Genomic DNA, 18,355 nt, shown 5'->3' with positions numbered 1-18,355 from the left:
GCCGTAGTGACGAAACGTATTAAAATTTGTAGGTGCCACGGGCGAAGTAGGTACGGCCTGTTGGATCGCTAAAACGTGGATCATAGCCATACTGGAAGTTAGTCACTGTATTGGAAACCGTTGGTTCTTCATCAAACAGATTCTTAATACCAAGTGTTAAATCTAGATTTTTAAAGCCTTTATAGGTTCCTGAAACGTTATAAACGGTATAGTCACTGACACGATGATTCTTATAACCATCAGCAAGATTGTCCGAGTTTTGATCTTTGTAGCCACTTGTGAATTGTTGCTGGAAATTCAGAGCCCAATTTTCGTAATACCAATTTAGGTTTGCCACATGTTTCCAGCGAATTGTTGGTCCGCCATTGCTGATCGGGCTATTATCTTGATATGCCCCTAGGTTGCTAAACCATTCACCATTTTTCTCGGTTTGGTAATCGTATTTCGTGATATAGGTTCCATCAATACCAAAACCAAAACGTCCAGTTGAGGTCATGGGCGTGAGATAATTTAAGCCTAGATCAAAACCTTCTGTTTTTATATTCCCCATGTTTTGCATGGTGGTAATGAGATAGTCAATGGAGCCATCTGTCTTACGGACAAATTTATCTTGATATTTGTTTGGATCTGCAAAAATAGCGGCAGAATCTAGGGCAGAAATCTGATTTTTGATTTCAATATTGTAGTAATCCAAAGAGAACACAAGATTTTTGATTGGTTCAAGTACAAATCCTGCGGTAACCGAGGTTGACTTCTCAGGCTCTAACTCTTTATTTCCCCCTTGCATACGATCGAATTGCTGATTACAGTCACGAGCCTCACTACCGCCAGCGGCAACTTTACCCCCTGGGCATAAAATTGGGTCACTGTTATTTGGTGATAAAGTTCGACTATTGGTTTTATTGATTTCATATAAGGTTGGTGCACGGAAGCCTGTGCTGTACGAAGTACGGAACATGAGTTGTTTAAGTGGTTCCCAACGTAAAGCAATTTTTGGATTAAAGGTATCACCGACATCACTATAGTTGTCGTAGCGCGCTGCAATTTGTGCTTCTAACGTTTTATGTAGTGGGATTTGTAGTTCGGTAAATACTGATGAGATATCGCGCTTGCCTTCTTGATGTGGATTATTAGGATCAGTTCCAAGGCTTGGTAAGCGAGCAGCAAGATCTGAATTTACAGTAGAATCCCACTTGTCATGGCGGAAACTGCCACCAAATGCGAAACCAACATCACCAGCAGGTAAGGTATAAATTGGTCGGCTTGCAGTAAAGTCGACTGTACTGGATTCTAATTTTGCTTTGTTATAATCTCCTGAAAGTGAGAGTTTGTTCCAAAGATTCGGATCATCTCCAGCCGCCTGTGGCCCAAATGGATTAAGTTGGCCTGCATCTAAAGCTGATTGCACAGCCGCTTTATCTAAATATCCACTGGTTGCTGTTTCTGTGACTGCATTACGTGCGTAGCTGACACCTGTATTGATATCCCAACCATATGCTTCACCTTCAATACCTGCAAAAACTCGATGAGATTCATTCTCTGTATCACTAATACGGTTACCAGCTTGTGAGCGTAGTGAGAGTAGAAGTGGTTCACCACTGAGGTTAGCAACAGCAGGTACGAAACCATTCCCTGGATAATATTTACTATTTTTGCCAAGGCTCACTTTATTATTGCCGTTATAGACATCGGGTGCGACTGATGTTGAGACCTTATTGTTGGCATAAACATATTCACCAATGGCGTTGAAGTTATTATTTAGCTTCAGCGTTAAACGGCCCATCGCGGAAATATCTTCTGTTTTCGGCACAATCCCGATCATGTTTTGCGTGTTAAGTAGACAAACTTTACCAAGTGCTTCAGTACCTGCATAACCGCCACAGCCTGTTGCTGCATAAGGATTTCCACTGGTTCCATTTTTAGAATCAACGAAATTGGCAGGGAACGAGGCTGAACTTCGTGTATCAAGACCAAGTTCGGGAATCAGGCTGCCTTTTGCGCTAATCTTTCTATCCTTAGCCATGATGTCATTGCCATGGCGATAATCAACCACACCAAATACATTAAAACCATTGTCTTCAAGGTCGCCATAGCCACCAAAAATACTGATGTCTTGAGTATCACCACCTTTATGTTCAGGTTGGGTAAGGCCACCACTGATATTTAATCCAGTGAATTGTTTCTTGGTAATAAAGTTGATGACTCCACCAATGGCATCGGTACCATAAATTGCAGAAGCACCATCACGGACGATCTCGATCCGTTCAAGCATGGCCAGTGGAATCACATTTAAATTGGTTACACCACTATCAAATGCACTTGCAGCCAAACGGCGACCATTGAGTAAAATCAATGTTTTATTTTCGCCAACTCCTCGTAAATTGGCTGTTGCTCCTGCAGTACCAGAGTGTCCGACGTTTTGTGAAGTAACAAAACCTGCTTGGTTGGCCGTAATTTTAGTGAGTGCTTCTTCTGTTGTGGTTACCCCTTGTTTTAGAATCTCATCAACCTTGACGACTGTGATCGGTGAAGCACTCTGTGCTGCAACGCCTTTAATGGAAGAACCTGTAACTGCAACTTTTACAACTTTGGCTACTTTTTCCTCGGATGATGATTCTGCCTCAGCAGCGTGAGCCATGGTTAAACACAACATACTTAAACTAAGTGTACTGAGTTTGAGTATGGTTTTGCCCGCTTTTGGCAGAGCAGTTGGTTGAGCGAAGTTGGCTTTTTTCATTGATTATTTAACCCCTAAATGGATTGCCACTCTAAAAATTCAATAAATCCGTTTTAGCAAGAGCTGTGCCAAACCCTATTTTTAGATTTTGCTTAATGTAGAATAAAATGTGTAAAAGTGTTTTAGTTTTTATATATAAGCTTTTCATATTTTTACTAAATATTAAAAATGTTGAAATAATTTCAGATGTCGCCTAGTTAACATAAACTTCCAGATAAGGTATGATTTTTAATGCATTAAAATGAATCATAAAGTTTTATTTTTGCTTTTTGTGGTGCATTAAGTCTTTTATTGCTATAAAACATTAGGTTTATTATTTTTATTTCATTGAAATGGAAAATAATATATAAAAATATGATTTGGCATAAAGTTACTTTTATTTAAGATGCGTCAAAAATAAGTCTGCTTGGAATGTCTTTTGATTAAAAACAGGCTTATTTTTTTATTGGAAAAGTGGCATGAAAATAGCTAGGTAATTTTCGATCTTTGAGGGGTTTTTCTTTTGACTGAATTTTTCCAACTGGTAAAACATCATTAAATAAATGATTTTTAGTAAAAACTGGAATGAGACATGCTGAAAGGGAAACGGTTGTAGTGTTGAATGCTATGCAAAAGTCTAGTATTTATTAAAAAACGATAATGTGAGCACTGATTTGAAGTCAACTTTTTTTACGGTCACTGTATTCTCAACCATTATTGCATGCATGCCGATGGGGTATGCAAAAACACCTGCCCAAGCAGATAAAGTACTCCGTGTTGCTTTTGAAGCACCAGATGATGGTTTTGACATGGTTAAAACTTTTAATTTTTACAGTGGTAATGTTGCCGATGTGATTTTTGAAAGATTGCTACAATATGATTATCTGGCTAGCCCAGTGAAATTGGTTCCGTCCACAGCAGAAAGCCTACCTGTCATTCAAAAAAATGGTCAGATTTATATATTTAAAATAAAGCCTGGGATTTATTTTACTGATGATCCAGCATTTAAAGGCATGCGTAGGGAGTTGGTTGCTGAGGATTATGTCTATTCCATTAAGCGGATACTCGATCCTAAAAATCATGCCTCATCATTTTCTTTTATTGATAATAAAATCGTCGGTGCCAATGCACTGGTTGACCAAGCTAAAAAAACCGGCACATTTAACTATGATGCCAAGATTGAAGGTGTTAAGGCACTGGATAAATATACGATTCAATTTACCTTGACGCAACCTGATTATAATTTTCCTTATATTCTAGCCTATAGTAGCTTTGGCGCAACTGCGCGTGAAGTTGTTGAATATTATAAAGATCGTTTGGCTATGCATCCTGTGGGAACAGGGCCCTATATGCTGAGTAAATATGTGCCCCGCAGCAAGATCGAATTGGTGGCCAATCCAGATTACCGCGGTTTTGTCTGGAATTTTAAATCCACAGGCACGGCTTGGGATGATCAACTGGTCAAAGAAATGAGTGGCAAGCAAATGCCGCAAATTGGCAAAGTCAATATCAGCATTATCGAAGAAGAACAATCACGTTGGCTCGCCTTTCAGTCCAAGCAACTGGATTTTGATAAGGTCACTTCAAATGCAATTCCTAAAGTGCTTGATCAAAATAATCAGTTAAAAGCAGAAATGCAAAGACAGGGTATACGTCTTTATGCCAATAAAGAGGCGGAGATTACCTATTCGATGTTGAATATGCGTGATCCTATTGTTGGTGGTAATAGCCTAGATAAAATTGCGTTAAGACGTGCCATCGCTATGTCTTTTAATGTCAATGAATATATCCGTATTTTAAGAAAGGGACAGGCGGTTAAGGCAGAAATGTTAGTACCAGCTGGCGTAAGTGGATATAACCCGAATTACCGCAGCAGCATCGGTTATAACCCGGTATTGGCCAATAAATTATTGGATCATTTTGGTTATAAAAAAGGCAGCGATGGTTATCGTAATTTGCCTAATGGCAAGCCTCTAACCTTAAAAATAAATACCGAGAGTGGCACATCTTCCGTAATGTATTCTGAGTTATGGAAGAAAAATTTAGATGCAGTCGGGATTCGGGCAGACTTTAAAGTCAGTAATTTTGCCGATAACTTAAAAGCCGCAACCCAGTGTCAATACATGATGTGGAGTGGGGCATGGCATGCGGATTATCCAGAGGGTGAAAATTTCACGCAGTTACTTTATGGCCCGAATGTTGGACGAGGTAATCAGTCCTGTTATCAGTCTAATGCCTATGACAATCTATACAAACAAGCGATGCAGCAACCCCCTGAAAAACGGATGCCATTCTATGAAAAAATGAGTCGCCAAATCGAAGCAGACAATACTTGGATTTTACAAGATACACGGATTCGCAACTGGTTGATTCAACCTGAAGTACAGGGCTTTAAGGCCCATCCGATCATGAATACCAATTGGCAATATTTAGATATTGTTTCACCAACTCAAAAATAAGCGATGCATTTATGATGAAGCAGAATTTTAAACTTTCGATGCAACACATGAGTGTGGCGCTGTTGTTGGGGACAACATTAAGTCTAGGGGTAACGATTACAGAAGCGAAAAGCCCAGCGGATCCTAAAAAAGTACTTCGTTATGCTTTTCCAGTCGCAGAAACGGGTTTTGATCCCGTTGCCACGCAAGATTTATATTCTGCACATATTCTTTATTCGGTATTTGAAACCCTTTATACCTACGATTATTTAGCTTCTCCTGCCAAATTGGTGCCAAAAACGGCAGTGGCATTACCTGAAGTGAGTGCAGATGGTTTGACCTATACCATTCGGATTCAGAAAGGGATTTATTTCACCCCTGATCCTGCATTTCAAGGCAAGCCGCGTGAACTCACTGCTGCTGATTATGCGTATTCATTTAAACGCTTACTTGATCCAAATCTACATTCACCAAACAGCTGGTTGTTCGAAGATAAAATCGTGGGCATTGAACCATTTATTCAACAAGCCAGTAAAACTGGGAAATTTAATTATGATCAGCCGATGGCGGGGATACAAACACCTGATCGGTATACTTTGGTGATCCGTTTAAAAGAACCGAATCATAATTTTCCGATGCTGTTGGCGCATCAACCGACGGGTGCAGTGGCGCGCGAGGTGATTGAAAAATATCGGGATAAAGCGGGTTATGTGATGGGGCGACCTGTCGGAACAGGCCCTTATATGCTGTCACACTGGACACCGGGTTCTCGGATTATTCTGAAAGCAAATCCAGATTATCGTGGTTTTATCTGGGATTTTAAGTCCAGTGATCCTGCCGATCAGAAAATCGTGCAACAAATGCAAGGCAAGAAAATGCCGCAGATTGGTGTAGTTGATATTCAGGTGATTGAAGAATCGCAATCTGGATGGCTGTCTTTTCAGAAAGATGGACTGGATTTATTTACCTTGGATGGTGAGTTACCCGTACAGGCCTTAGATCAAGATGGCAAATTAAAACCTGAACTTGCCAAGAAGGGTATCCAGCTATCGCGTATCTTAGATCCGTCGATTGACTATCTGTATTGGAATATCCAGAACCCTGTGGTCGGGGGCTTGAGTAAGGACAAGATTGCACTGCGCCGTGCCATGTCTATGGCAATTTCCAAAGATAAATTCATTAGTATTTTAGCCAAAGGCAATGCTCAAAAATTAGAGTCGCCAATTCCCTTTGGTGTGGCAGGGCATGATCCAAATTATAAAAGCAGCATTCCTTATTCAGTCAAGGCAGCCAATCTGTTACTGGATCGCTATAACTATAAAGTCGGTAAGAACGGCTGGCGGACTCTACCGGATGGCAAACCTTTAGTGATTGAGTTTATGCCTTCAACCAGCAGTGCCCGTAGTATGCAAATGGCAGAATTGCTGAAAAAAGATCTGACCAATATCAAAATTAATATGGTGTCCAAGCCCGTTCCATTTGCTGAAGGTTTAAAAGCAGAAAAACAATGTAAGACCATGTTTAAGGCCTCCGCTTGGATTGCAGACTACCCTGATGCAGATAACTTTGTGCAGTTGTTCTATGGCAATAATATCCACGCGACCAACCATACCTGCTTTAAATTACCAGAATATGATCGTCTCTATGAGCAATCACAGAAACTGGATGACAGTCCTGAGCGTGATCTACTGTATCGCAAAATGTCACGGCTGTTAGAGTTTTATTCACCTGTACAGTTCATGTCGACTCGCTACCGTACTGTAGTCGCTCAACCGCGTGTGATTGGTTATAAAAAGCATCCGGTATTACCCGCAGAGTGGATGTACATCGATATTCAAGACAAGAAATAACAAACAGATTAAATTGGAGAGAGAAATGGCGAAAAAAATATTACAACGATCAACACTGGGGCTGTTCTCCTTGGCAGCGCTAGGCATGAGCCAAGGTATTTGGGCTGAAAATACCCGAACGACTTTACCAATTTTAAAAACCAGTGAAAGTGCGCAATGGTGTGATGCCAATGTGCAGACTTTAAAGCAGCGCATCGCTCAACTCGAAAAACAAACCGTAACCGCTCAATCTGATGCGGCACCTGTCTTGGCAGAGTGGGATCAACTGATGGCCAGCTTTGAAGATTTTTCAGGGCCGATTAGCCTGTATAGCAATGTCGATCCTGATGCGAAATTGCGTAAAGCGGCAGAAGACTGTGAGGTCAAACTCAATCAACTACAGACGGAAATTTATCAAAATCCAAAACTGTATCAACGTTTTAAAAACACCAAAGCCAAGGATGCGATTGACCGTAAATATCGGCAGGATATCCTCGATGCCTTTGAAGATACCGGGGTACAACTTCCCCCTGCGAAAAGAGCACGGGTCAAAACGATTTTTGATGAGCTCACCAAACTTTCACAAGAGTTCTCCCGCAATATTCGGGATAACCCAGAAAAATTAGAATTTACGCCAGCCGAATTGAAGGGACTACCTGACAGCTATACTGCAGGCCTAAAGAAAAATGACAAAGGCAATTATTTATTAGGCTTTGAATATCCAGAGTATCAACCGTTTATGGAGTTGGCAGACAGCGATGCGGCACGGAAACGTTATCAAACCGCATTTACACGCCGTGGTACTGAAAAGAATTTAGTTTTACTGAAACAGATTATCGATTTGCGTTATGAATTGGCGCAGCAATTTGGTCAGCCAAGTTATGCTGACTGGGCTTTAAAGAAACGCATGGCCAAAACACCTAAGACGGTCAATACGTTCTTGTCCGATGTGCATCAAGTGGTTGCACCATTAGAGCAAAAAGAAGTACAAGAATTACGTGCATTTAAAGCCAAAACCTTGAATATTGCTTTAGAACAAGCCGAAATTAACCGCTGGAATGTCAATTACTGGAGTGAAAAACTCCGCAAGGAAAAATACCAGATCGATCAAGAAAAACTCCGTGATTATTTCCCGACATTGGCCGCTCAAAAATGGTTATTTGCGATTTCATCTGATCTATATGGCATTGAGTTTAAACCCGCCAAAGTCGCTACATGGCAAGATGAAGTTGAATATTACGATGTTACCGATAAGAAGACGGGTGAAGTCCTTGGCGGTTTATACATGGATAAATTTCCGCGTGAAGGCAAGTATGGTCATGCGGCGGTGTGGGGTGTTTATGGGGGCAGTACGCTCAGCAAGCGTAAACCCATTTCGGTATTGGTCACCAACTTTAACCGCAAAGGTTTAAACAGTGATGAACTGGAAACTTTTGTACATGAGTTTGGACATGCTTTGCATGGCATTTTATCGAAAACCCGTTATTCAGGTCAGTCAGGGACTTCGGTCGAACGTGACTTTGTTGAAGCACCGTCACAAATGTATGAAGAGTGGGCGCGTCGTAAAGAAACCTTAGCTAAAGTGGCCGACTATTGTGATCCGGCTTGCCCACGCGTCGATGATGCACTGATTGCACGTCTTAAATCAGTCCATAATTATGGACGTGGTCTGCGCTATGCACGTCAAACCCTTTATGCGCAATATGACATGGCGTTACATGGTGCGGATGCACTGAAAGTACAGCCGATGGATGTCTGGAAAAAAATGGAGTCTGCAACAGCATTGGGCTACGTACCGAATACTGAATTCCCGGGACAGTTTGGACATTTGATGGGGTATCAAGCGGGTTATTACGGTTATATGTGGTCTGAGGTGTTGGCCTTGGATATGTTATCTGCTTTTGGTGACAACCTGAATAATCCAGTAGTTGGTCAGCGTTACCGTCAAACGATTTTGTCGCAAGGTAGTCAGAAAGATGCTGCACAATTGGTCAAAGACTTTTTAGGTCGAGAACCAGATAACAAAGCTTTCTTTAATGAAATTACAGGTCAACGGGTTAAATAAGGATTTGCCATTATGCTTGCTTATGTCGTGCGTAGACTATGGCAAATGATCCCGACCATGTTGGGTGTTATTTTGCTGATTTTCTTCTTGTTTAACTGGGTTGGAGGTGATCCTGCATATATCTTGGCAGGGAAGATGTCTAACCCTGAGCAAATTGAAAACATCCGTAAACAGTTGGGCGTTGACCAACCGTATTATGTACAGCTTTGGATTTTTATTAAGCAGATTCTGACCTTTGACTATGGTGCAAGCTGGAGTACAGGAGAGTCCGTTTCGCAGATTATTCTGACCCGTTTAGGGCCATCGTTGACCTTATTGATTCCACTGACCATTTTACAAACCGTCATTTCTATCATCTTGGCGTTGGCGGTTGCATCGGTTCGTGGTTCATTGACCGATCGTATGGTGATGATGCTGTGTACCATTGGCATGTCGATCAGTATCTTGGTGTATATCATCGTATTTCAATATGTTTTGGCGTATCAACTCAGTTGGTTCCCGGTACAGGGCTGGAGTGATAGTTTTAGCCAAAATCTATTCCATTATGCCTTGTTGCCGATCTTAATCATGTTGGTGGTCAGTATTGCCCCGACGCTACGTTTATATCGCAGCTTTGTGCTGGATGAAATCAATCAAGATTATGTCCGTACAGCACGTGCTAAAGGCGTGGGGGAGTCTCGGGTTCTTGGTGTGCATGTATTGCGGAATGCCTCGATTCCGATTGTGACCGAAGTGATGGCCAGTTTGCCTGCCTTGTTGATCGGAGCTTTCCTGATCGAACGTTTCTTTGGTATTCCCGGAATCGGCCGTGAAATTATTATTGCTGTTGAACGTAGTGATTTTCCAGTGATTAAAGCGATTACCGTATATATCGCTGCGGTGACCATGATTTTTAACCTGATCGCCGATCTGATTTATAAGCTCCTCGATCCTCGTGTACAGCTGAAGTAGGAGGATGAAGATGCTTAATACAATTTTTAAAGGCAAAGTCTCTTCAAATGATTCAACAGCTGCAACAGGTTTATGGCAACTGGCATTACGGCGTTTGAAAGCAGATCGTATCGCTGTCGTTTCTTTTATTGTGGTGCTGTTCTATTTCATTTTATTGGCGTTATCCATGACGGGGGTAATTGCATCAAACTGGAATAAAGAAGTGGCCGTCAGTTATGCGCCGCCGACATTTTTAGGTGCAGATAAAGAGTTAGACCAAATCAAAACCAAGACGGAAACAGCTGCCGCTTTGCCTGAAAATCCAGTTGATCCCTTGAAAGAGGTGATTCAACAATTGAATGCAGAAATTCAAAAGGAACAACAAAACGGTTCTCCTATAGATAACTATGGCATGGTTGATCCATTGGCTGAGGATATGCAGCAGATTGATCAGCAGCTCGGTGGACATTTACTGGATCAAAAACAAGAATTAAAAACCACCTTGGCTTTTGGTGCAGATAAATGGGGACAAGATGTATTGCTCAAAACCATTAAAGGAGCTGAGACTTCAATTCTAGTCGGCTTACTGTCAGCAGTATTGGCCGTCGTGATTGGTACTTTCTTAGGCGCCATTGCCGGTTATTTTGGTGGCTGGGTCGACGATGTACTGAACTGGTTCTATAACATTTTTACCTCGATCCCTTATTTGCTATTGGTATTGGCTATTGCCGCAGTCCTACAACAAAAAGGCATTCTGTCGATTGTGTTAATTCTTGGATTGACGGGATGGACAGGTGTTTTCCGCTTGATACGTGCTGAATATATGAAGCATAAATCACGGGAGTATGTGCTTGCGGCCAAAGCCATTGGTGTCAGCCATTTACGTCGTATGTTCGTGCATATCTTTCCGAACGTCAGTCATATTGCCTTGGTACAGATTTCGATTTTGGTGGTGTCATTTATCAAATCCGAAGTGATTCTCAGCTTCCTCGGTTTTGGCGTACCTGTGGGGGTGGTGTCTTGGGGCAGTATGTTGAATGAAGCGCAAAGTGAGTTGATCTTGGGCAAATGGTGGCAATTGGCAGCGGCATCGATCGCAATGGCGGTTTTGGTCACAGCATTCTCAATGTTTACCGACGCATTGCGTGATGCTTTAGATCCTAAGTTGAAATAGCGGAGAGATAATTATGCAAGATCAAAATGAAACGACGCTATTACATGTCGACAATCTGCATGTCAGCTTTAAAGGTGAAAATAAACAGTGGATTGAAACGGTCAAAGGTATTTCATTTTCCATTCCTAAAAACAAGACCGTGGCTTTGGTTGGAGAGTCGGGTAGTGGCAAATCGGTCACCTCCCTTGCGGTGATGGGGTTGTTGCCCAAAGGGCAAAGCCAGATTGCAGAACAGAGCCAAATCAGCTTTGAGGGAAAAGATTTACTGAATTTATCGGCCAAAGAAATTCGAAAGATCTGTGGTAAAGACATTGCCATGATTTTTCAGGAACCGATGTCCTCACTGAATCCAGTCTTTACTGTAGGCGACCAGATTGCCGAGGTATTGTGTATTCATTTAGGTATGGGGCGCAAGCAAGCGCGAGGACGTGTATTAGAGCTACTTCGAGAAGTGGGTATACCAGCACCCGAAACCAAGATTGATGCCTATCCGAGTCAGCTTTCAGGAGGCCAGCAGCAACGGGTGATGATTGCGATGGCAATTGCCTGTGAACCTAAGCTGTTGATTGCGGATGAACCAACTACGGCTTTGGATGTCACGATTCAGAAGCAGATTATTGATTTACTGGAGTCTTTACGGCAACGTCATGAAATGTCGATGCTGTTTATTACCCATGATCTGGCTTTGGTCGGGGAAATTGCAGATGAAGTGATTGTGATGCGTCATGGTGAAATTCGTGAAAATGGCCCAGTTAAACAGGTGCTGGAACAACCACAAGATGTGTATACCCGTGCTTTGCTGCATTGTCGTCCACAGCTCTCGACTCGTCCATATCGTTTACCTGTGACCAGTGATTTTATGAAGCAGGACGAAAATGGACAACTGATCGAAGCCACCAATCTGTCTGATTTAAACTTGAAACAACGTGTCCGTGGTCTGACTGGCGAAGAACCCATTGTTTTAGATGTCAAAGATCTGAAAAAGTCGTTTTATAGCCGTAAGGGCTTGTGGGGACGTGACGAGTTTCAAGCGGTGAAAGGGGTTTCTTTTCAGCTTGCAAAAGGTAAAACTTTAGGGCTGGTTGGCGAGTCAGGTTCAGGTAAAACCACTGTGGGCTTGTTGCTGATGCGTTTACATGAAGCAACCGGCGGACAGGCATTGATTGGTGGAAAAGATATTCTTGCCATGAGTGAGAAAGAGTTTTGTCAGTACCAGCGCAAGATTCAGATTATTTTCCAGAATCCGTATGCATCGCTTAATCCCCGTTTTACCATCGGACAGATTCTATTGGAACCGATGCGAATTCATGGCATTGGTCAGAATGATGCAGAACGTAAAACGATTGCTTTGGAATTACTGGAAAGAGTAAGCCTACCAGTGCAAGCATATGATCGCTATCCGCATGAGTTTTCTGGCGGGCAGCGACAACGGATTGCGATTGCACGTTGCTTGACCTTAAAACCAGAGATTTTGATTTGTGATGAATCGGTTTCTGCGCTGGATGTATCGGTACAAGCACAGGTGCTGAATTTATTGCAGGACCTGCAAGACGAGTTTGGTTTGAGTTATATCTTTATTTCCCATGATTTATCGGTGGTGAAATATATTTCAGATCAGGTGATGGTCATGAATCATGGTGAGTTGGTGGAAATCGCCAATTCGGATGAACTGTACCTCCATCCACAACATGAATATACCAAAAAGTTGCTGAATGCGATTCCTCAGGGGATTGCCCAGCCTCATTAAAAGCAAGGCATAAAAAAACGCTCTGATCAGAGCGTTTTTTTATTTTAAAGGAAAAAAGATTAGAACTTTTTAAAACCTTTATTGAAACCAATGGTTTTACGACCATTATTGTTGTTACCATTTGCGCCTGAACGTTGCTGTGATTGGTCTTGTTCGTCATCACGGCGTTGTTGACGTAGGTAACCACCACGACGCGCTGCCATAGGTTTGTCGGCCATACGCTCGGTACGACGTTTTGCCATACCGAATAAACCTGTCCCTTGACGTGGTTTTAATTCCACTGATTTTGCCAAGTTGTCGATATCGGTTTTATCCAGTTCCATCCAGCGACCTGTACGTAACTCACGCGGTAAAATGACCGTGCCATAACGGGTACGCAATAAGCGGCTGACTTTCAGGCTTTGTGATTCAAAGATACGGCGAACTTCGCGGTTACGACCTTCTTTCACCACCACTTGATACCAACGGTTGATCCCGTCACCACCAATTTCAGAGAATGATTCAAACTTGGCTGGACCATCTTCAAGCTCAACCCCTTTCAGCATGTTATTGCGAATTTGAGGTGTCACTTCGCCCATCACACGAACCGCGTATTCACGTTCAACTTCGTTTGAAGGGTGCATTAAACGGTTGGCAAGTTCACCATCATTGGTGAATAACAACAAACCAGTACTGTTAATGTCCAGACGACCGACCATGACCCAGCGGTCATTGGCGATTTGCGGCAAATGATCAAATACGGTAGGACGCTTTTCAGGGTCATTGCGTGAGCAAATTTCACCTTCTGGCTTATAGTAAATTAAAACACGACGACGGATTTCGTCTTCAATTTGGAATTGTACTTTACGACCATCGATACGAAGCTCATCACCTGGTTCGATACGTTCACCGACTTGGGCAATCTGACCATTGATACTGACACGACCAGCAGCAATGACTTCCTCCATATAGCGACGCGAGCCTAACCCGACTCTCGCTAAAACCTTTTGTAATTTTTCACTCATGACAGCACAACCTTAGACATAATGATCAACAGTTCACCTTCTCAAGACTTCGGTGCATGTGCATCGAGAGCCATGAATGCTTCCTTGGCGTTCTGCAGGGGAGGCAATTGGCCTAGCGAAGCTAAACCAAATGCATTTAAAAATTGGGGCGTTGTAATTAACAACGCAGGTCTTCCAGGTAAATCTCTGAAACCAGCTTCTTTAATCCAGTTCCAGTCAAAAAGCGTTCTTAAATTCTGGCTATTGTTGGACACACCACGAATTTGTTCAATATCAGCACGCGTGACGGGCTGATGGTAAGCAATCACTGCGACTGTTTCGAGCAATGATGGTGATAATTTGGTTGGGCGTTCTGGCCAAACCTGCGCAATAACATTTCGATATTTAGCACGTACTTGAAAGCGGAAACCTTGCGCCGTTTCAATCAACTCGATGGATCGGCCATGTTGCAACATCGCAAGTTGTTGTAAAAACGTACGTAATTGTTGCTTATTATATTGGTTTTGAAAGGCTTCTTTTAGGCGCGCAAGAGAAACTGGGGAGTCACTGGCGAATAAAATCGCTTCAATTTGCAATAACACCTCATGATGAATGTCTTCAAATGACATGCCTTCATTCTGCTCAAATTGATCTAAACTCATGCCGTCACTCCTTGAATCGTTAAGGGAGCTTCAATTCCGGTATGAATAATTTGAATTTTTTGCTGACGTGTCAGTTCAAGTACCGCCATAAACGTCACAACCATACCCATACGGCCTTGCATCGGATTTAATAATTCAATAAAACTCAAGGCTTCACCTGATGCTAGTTGGCTTTCAATAAAGGCAATACGTTCTTCTAAGAGGACGGGCTCTTGTGCGACCACATGGGTGATCGGTTCTGGGCGGTTGAAGACGCAAAATAAAGCATCATGTAAGGCAGCAACATCATAGCCTTCATAAATCGGGGCAATATGCCCAATACTGACATTGGTGCTAAAAGTATCGCGCTCGAAAATTGGCATTTGCCCCAATCGTTCCGCCGCTTGCTTGATACGTAAATAGGTTTCTAGACGATCAATCAATTCCTGTTTCGGATCTTTTTCAAACTGATCAACAGCAACAGGTTTTGGTAGAAGTAGACGTGATTTCAGATCAGCGAGTAAGGCTGCCATCACCATATAATCTGCAGTTAATTCGATATTGAGTGATTTCATACTATCCATATAGGATAGATATTGGGTTGCAATCGGAGAAATATCGACCTGTAATAAATCAAAGCCATTTTTTTGAATCAGATAGATCAGAAAGTCTAAAGGACCTTCAAATTGTTCCAGTAAAATTTCAAACGCAGCAGGGGGTATATATAAATCTTCAGGTATGACTTCTTGCCACTCGTCAAGCACGCGAATGGAAGGAGTGGACTCCAATGTTTGGGGGAGAATTTGGTTCATTACCGTTATAAGCCACGCGAATTTTCAAAAGCATGAAAGATATAATTTTGTGTGCAAGGAGGGCACATGCTACCAAGAGCAAGTCTATTCTAATCGAAATTGCCAATTTAATAAATTACTGACTTACAAAAACCTTAAACTTCTCAGGGTATTTTCTGTATTTATGCAAGATTATATCGGCTATAGAAAAAACATATGCTTAAATGAGCAGCGAAATCATTATTTTATTTAAATGATAAATTGCCATGAAACAATATTTAAAAACACAACAAAACTCATTTGGACAAACCGTTGGCTTTGCCTTAGACCATCCACCTAGTCAGCCAATCAGCAGCGATCTTGTCAGTCGCTCCCTAAGACTGATTCATATCGTCGGTGAAATCTCTGATCAGGCAGCTAGTCAGATTTGGCAAGTGGTTGCCACAGAGCCCAATGCAGCATGCTGGACTTATTTACCTTATGCTGCACCGCAAAGCCAGTTTTTGTTAAAACAGGATTTGCAAAATCGATTTGGTTTTAATGGCTCTACACATTTCTTAATAGAAGTCGATGGGGAAATTCAAGGCTGGATTGCATTGTTGAATCCAAGACTGGAGCTGGGGGTAATTGAGATCGGTAATGTTTATTTTTCTCATCGAATGAAAAAATCTAAAGCTTCAACTGAAACGATATTTTTACTGTTACAACAATGTTTTGCCCATGGGTTTAGGCGTGTAGAGTGGAAGTGTGATGATTGTAATGCACCTTCTAAAGCTGCTGCTTTACGGTTTGGTTTTCAGTACGAAGGTTTATTCCGTCAAGATCGGATTACCAAAGGGCATAACCGTAATACGGCATGGTTTTCAATCCTCGATGAGGAGTGGCCTGATTTAGAAAAAACCTATCAGCAATGGCTTAGTCCTGATAATTTTGATGCACAAGGTTTTCAGAAACAGCGGCTATCTGATTTCTTTATAAATTAAAAATCAGTGTTTATTCAAAAGCACTGACATCACCGACACCACGACGTACGATTTCAGGATTTTCTCCAGATAAATCCACAATACTGGTGGTGGATAAGGTACCGAAGCCGCTGTCGATAAATACATCTATACGTTTGCCTAACTGGTTTTCAATATCATAAGGATCATCCAGCGGATCTTTTTGCTCAGGCAAAATCAGGGTGCTGGTTAGCAGCGGTTCACCCAGTTCTTGTAATAAGGCCTGTGCAACAGGATTACTTGGAATACGCAGACCAATGGTTTTTTTCTTTGGATGCATTAATCGTTTTGGCACCTCGCTAGTCGCGGGCAAAATAAACGTTGTGACTGCGGGGGTGTTGTTTTTCAATAAGCGATACATGGCATTATCGACTTTGGCATAGGTCGCAATGTCAGATAAATCACAACACATAATCGCATATTGATGTTTCGGGCCTAAGCCACGGATTTGCGCAATTCGTTCCATTGCGTTTTTATTGCCGATTTGGCAACCAATTGCATAGGCGGCATCGGTAGGATACACCACCACATCACCTGCACGAATACGTTCTACCGCTTGGGTAATTAAGCGAGCCTGTGGATTCTCAGGATGAATATGTAAATGCAACATCTTTGAACTCCCTGATCTATATGGCTAAATTTAGTATGAAACGGGTTATGGTTAAGTTGCAAGCATTAGATGTGACAATTTTGTCTTTTAATCAAGGTCTTCGCGTTTAAATTCATCTCGTTGTAATGGTGTGCTATTCCGTGTGCAATGGCAGATGTAATGAATGAAATGCGCTGCGTCGCGTGGCAATTTAGCTTCGCCAGAAAAATAACGCTGTACTTGTGCAAAGACATGATCTTTAAATTGTTGGCCATTGCCGCTGTCGCCGGTTAAATTATCCAAAGAGACACGAAATTTCCGACCAAAGGCAGTTGCGAATAGCCATTCAATCGCTTGGGGTTTGATTTCGACTTGTTCAAATAAGGCTTGTTGTTCAGCCGTCCTGCCATCTGGTGCATACCAATACCCAAGATCAGGCAGTAGGCGACGTTGCGCGCCAGAAATGCTCCAATGGCTAATTTCATGCAGCGCACTATTAAAGAAACCGTGGGCAAATTGGATTCTTGCGGGCTGTCCATTTTCTGATGGGAAATATTCTGGTTCAAAATCACCTTTAACTAGTGTCACATTATGGTGGGAAAACCAGTGATTAAAGTGTAAAATAAGCCAATCAACCTGTTCTGGTTCTGATGTTAACTTTTGCCAAGATGAGCGTTGCACTTGATCTGGCGTTAATGCAGGAGCAGAGGTTGAATGGGTGCTTACGAGTAATGAAGTTGTTACTTCAAGTTGCGGCTGCAACAGGTGCATTGCTTAATTTACCCCGAGTTCTGTCTAAAGAAGTGCAAAATTGTATCTTAATCTTTGACAGAGTACCGATGAATTTGTAGAATTGCCGCCTTAATTATGTCAGCAAATACCTTTCCGGCACAGATTGAGCCGTTTAAATGGGCTGAACAGGGCTTTACATGGTCAGGCACACTGCCATTGTCTCGCTTTGCTCGTATCGCTCGTGAAGCTGTTGGATCAATTAATGATCGATTGATCAACGTAGACTGTAAGCTATCAATGGATGCATATCATCGTATTGTATGGCTGGATGGACATATTGAAACGAAAGTTCCAATGGAATGCCAACGTTGTTTGGATACCGTTGAAACTGAACTTGTTTCAAGCTTTCATTTGGCTTTGATCGATGATGAGTCACTGATAGAGCGCTTGGATGAGGATGCTGATTTCATCGTTTTAGGTGAAAGTGAGTCTTCGAAAAAAGGTGATTTTGATACACCTGCTTCGATTGATTTGCTCGCACTACTAGAAGATGAACTGTTATTGTTGATGCCTTTATCTCCCAAGCATGATGTTTGTGAGCATAAACATCGACCTGCCATTCAGGATGTTGTCGAAGAGAAGCGGGATAACCCGTTTGATGTTTTGGCAAGTTTGAAGGGTAAACTTAACTCATAATTTGTGATATAATGTTGAGTTAA

General features: G+C 42.1%; 14 protein-coding genes. 8 read left to right on the top strand and 6 right to left on the bottom strand.

The window, feature by feature from the left end; genetic code table 11:
* Positions 1-19 precede the first annotated feature (19 nt).
* The gene (locus tag NQU59_RS17835; protein ID WP_043971250.1) at positions 20-2,737 is read right to left on the bottom strand and encodes a TonB-dependent receptor; all 2,718 of its coding nucleotides are present in this window, start codon (positions 2,735-2,737) and stop codon (positions 20-22) included.
* A 653-nt stretch (positions 2,738-3,390) separates the two neighbouring features.
* Between NQU59_RS17835 and NQU59_RS17830 the strand changes: the two genes are divergently transcribed.
* From NQU59_RS17830 to NQU59_RS17805, 6 genes are read left to right on the top strand one after another with little or no spacing between them, the layout of a single operon-like run.
* Positions 3,391-5,175, top strand: coding sequence for an ABC transporter substrate-binding protein (locus tag NQU59_RS17830; protein WP_010589902.1), 1,785 nt, complete (start codon positions 3,391-3,393; stop codon positions 5,173-5,175).
* Positions 5,176-5,186: 11 nt separating this feature from the next.
* Entirely contained in the window at positions 5,187-7,004 is a 1,818-nt protein-coding gene (locus NQU59_RS17825; RefSeq protein WP_005239318.1) for an ABC transporter substrate-binding protein, read from the top strand.
* Between the two features lie 25 nt (positions 7,005-7,029).
* Entirely contained in the window at positions 7,030-9,048 is a 2,019-nt protein-coding gene (locus tag NQU59_RS17820) for a M3 family metallopeptidase (protein WP_257064325.1), read from the top strand.
* Positions 9,049-9,060: 12 nt separating this feature from the next.
* Positions 9,061-9,999, top strand: a complete 939-nt coding sequence (locus tag NQU59_RS17815; protein WP_004655290.1) for an ABC transporter permease — start codon at positions 9,061-9,063, stop codon at positions 9,997-9,999.
* Between the two features lie 10 nt (positions 10,000-10,009).
* The gene (locus tag NQU59_RS17810) at positions 10,010-11,152 is read left to right on the top strand and encodes an ABC transporter permease (RefSeq protein WP_257064324.1); all 1,143 of its coding nucleotides are present in this window, start codon (positions 10,010-10,012) and stop codon (positions 11,150-11,152) included.
* 13 nt (positions 11,153-11,165) lie between these two features.
* On the top strand, positions 11,166-12,899 hold the full coding sequence (locus NQU59_RS17805; protein WP_257064323.1) for an ABC transporter ATP-binding protein: 1,734 nt from the start codon (positions 11,166-11,168) through the stop codon (positions 12,897-12,899).
* 59 nt (positions 12,900-12,958) lie between these two features.
* Here NQU59_RS17805 and rluB read toward each other — a convergent pair whose 3' ends face one another.
* The 3 genes from rluB to NQU59_RS17790 are packed head-to-tail and all read right to left on the bottom strand — an operon-like array spanning position 12,959 to position 15,335.
* Positions 12,959-13,903, bottom strand: coding sequence for a 23S rRNA pseudouridine(2605) synthase RluB (rluB, locus tag NQU59_RS17800; protein WP_005273264.1), 945 nt, complete (start codon positions 13,901-13,903; stop codon positions 12,959-12,961).
* Between the two features lie 41 nt (positions 13,904-13,944).
* Positions 13,945-14,544, bottom strand: a complete 600-nt coding sequence (scpB, locus tag NQU59_RS17795; protein ID WP_005239310.1) for an SMC-Scp complex subunit ScpB — start codon at positions 14,542-14,544, stop codon at positions 13,945-13,947.
* Entirely contained in the window at positions 14,541-15,335 is a 795-nt protein-coding gene (locus NQU59_RS17790; RefSeq protein ID WP_005239308.1) for a segregation and condensation protein A, read from the bottom strand. The genes scpB and NQU59_RS17790 overlap by 4 nt, the downstream gene beginning before the upstream one ends.
* A gap of 245 nt (positions 15,336-15,580) precedes the next feature.
* On the opposite strand from NQU59_RS17790, the gene NQU59_RS17785 reads away from it, so the two are divergent.
* Positions 15,581-16,297, top strand: a complete 717-nt coding sequence (locus tag NQU59_RS17785) for a GNAT family N-acetyltransferase (protein ID WP_257064311.1) — start codon at positions 15,581-15,583, stop codon at positions 16,295-16,297.
* Between the two features lie 10 nt (positions 16,298-16,307).
* On the opposite strand, the gene NQU59_RS17780 is transcribed toward NQU59_RS17785, so the two are convergent.
* A complete protein-coding gene (locus tag NQU59_RS17780) occupies positions 16,308-16,925 on the bottom strand; it encodes an L-threonylcarbamoyladenylate synthase (protein WP_005239305.1) in 618 nt (205 codons plus the stop codon).
* An 87-nt stretch (positions 16,926-17,012) separates the two neighbouring features.
* Positions 17,013-17,675 (bottom strand): elongation factor P hydroxylase, encoded by a 663-nt coding sequence (locus tag NQU59_RS17775; RefSeq protein ID WP_043971238.1) that lies wholly within the window; start codon positions 17,673-17,675, stop codon positions 17,013-17,015.
* Positions 17,676-17,771: 96 nt separating this feature from the next.
* On the opposite strand from NQU59_RS17775, the gene NQU59_RS17770 reads away from it, so the two are divergent.
* A complete protein-coding gene (locus NQU59_RS17770) occupies positions 17,772-18,332 on the top strand; it encodes a YceD family protein (RefSeq protein ID WP_005239300.1) in 561 nt (186 codons plus the stop codon).
* Positions 18,333-18,355 lie beyond the last annotated feature (23 nt).

This window comes from Acinetobacter colistiniresistens, from assembly GCF_024582815.1.
Classification (GTDB): Bacteria; Pseudomonadota; Gammaproteobacteria; order Pseudomonadales; family Moraxellaceae; genus Acinetobacter.
This window is presented reverse-complemented; position numbering and strand designations above follow the sequence as displayed.

Coding starts and splice junctions, on each gene's coding strand:
- NQU59_RS17790 (WP_005239308.1), bottom strand. CDS start 15,335: ATGAACCAAATTCTCCCCCAAACATTGGAGTCCACTCCTTCCATTCGC.
- NQU59_RS17810 (WP_257064324.1), top strand. CDS start 10,010: ATGCTTAATACAATTTTTAAAGGCAAAGTCTCTTCAAATGATTCAACA.
- NQU59_RS17815 (WP_004655290.1), top strand. CDS start 9,061: ATGCTTGCTTATGTCGTGCGTAGACTATGGCAAATGATCCCGACCATG.
- NQU59_RS17785 (WP_257064311.1), top strand. CDS start 15,581: ATGAAACAATATTTAAAAACACAACAAAACTCATTTGGACAAACCGTT.
- NQU59_RS17775 (WP_043971238.1), bottom strand. CDS start 17,675: ATGCACCTGTTGCAGCCGCAACTTGAAGTAACAACTTCATTACTCGTA.
- scpB (WP_005239310.1), bottom strand. CDS start 14,544: ATGAGTTTAGATCAATTTGAGCAGAATGAAGGCATGTCATTTGAAGAC.
- NQU59_RS17835 (WP_043971250.1), bottom strand. CDS start 2,737: ATGAAAAAAGCCAACTTCGCTCAACCAACTGCTCTGCCAAAAGCGGGC.
- NQU59_RS17770 (WP_005239300.1), top strand. CDS start 17,772: ATGTCAGCAAATACCTTTCCGGCACAGATTGAGCCGTTTAAATGGGCT.
- NQU59_RS17780 (WP_005239305.1), bottom strand. CDS start 16,925: ATGTTGCATTTACATATTCATCCTGAGAATCCACAGGCTCGCTTAATT.
- rluB (WP_005273264.1), bottom strand. CDS start 13,903: ATGAGTGAAAAATTACAAAAGGTTTTAGCGAGAGTCGGGTTAGGCTCG.
- NQU59_RS17825 (WP_005239318.1), top strand. CDS start 5,187: ATGATGAAGCAGAATTTTAAACTTTCGATGCAACACATGAGTGTGGCG.
- NQU59_RS17820 (WP_257064325.1), top strand. CDS start 7,030: ATGGCGAAAAAAATATTACAACGATCAACACTGGGGCTGTTCTCCTTG.
- NQU59_RS17805 (WP_257064323.1), top strand. CDS start 11,166: ATGCAAGATCAAAATGAAACGACGCTATTACATGTCGACAATCTGCAT.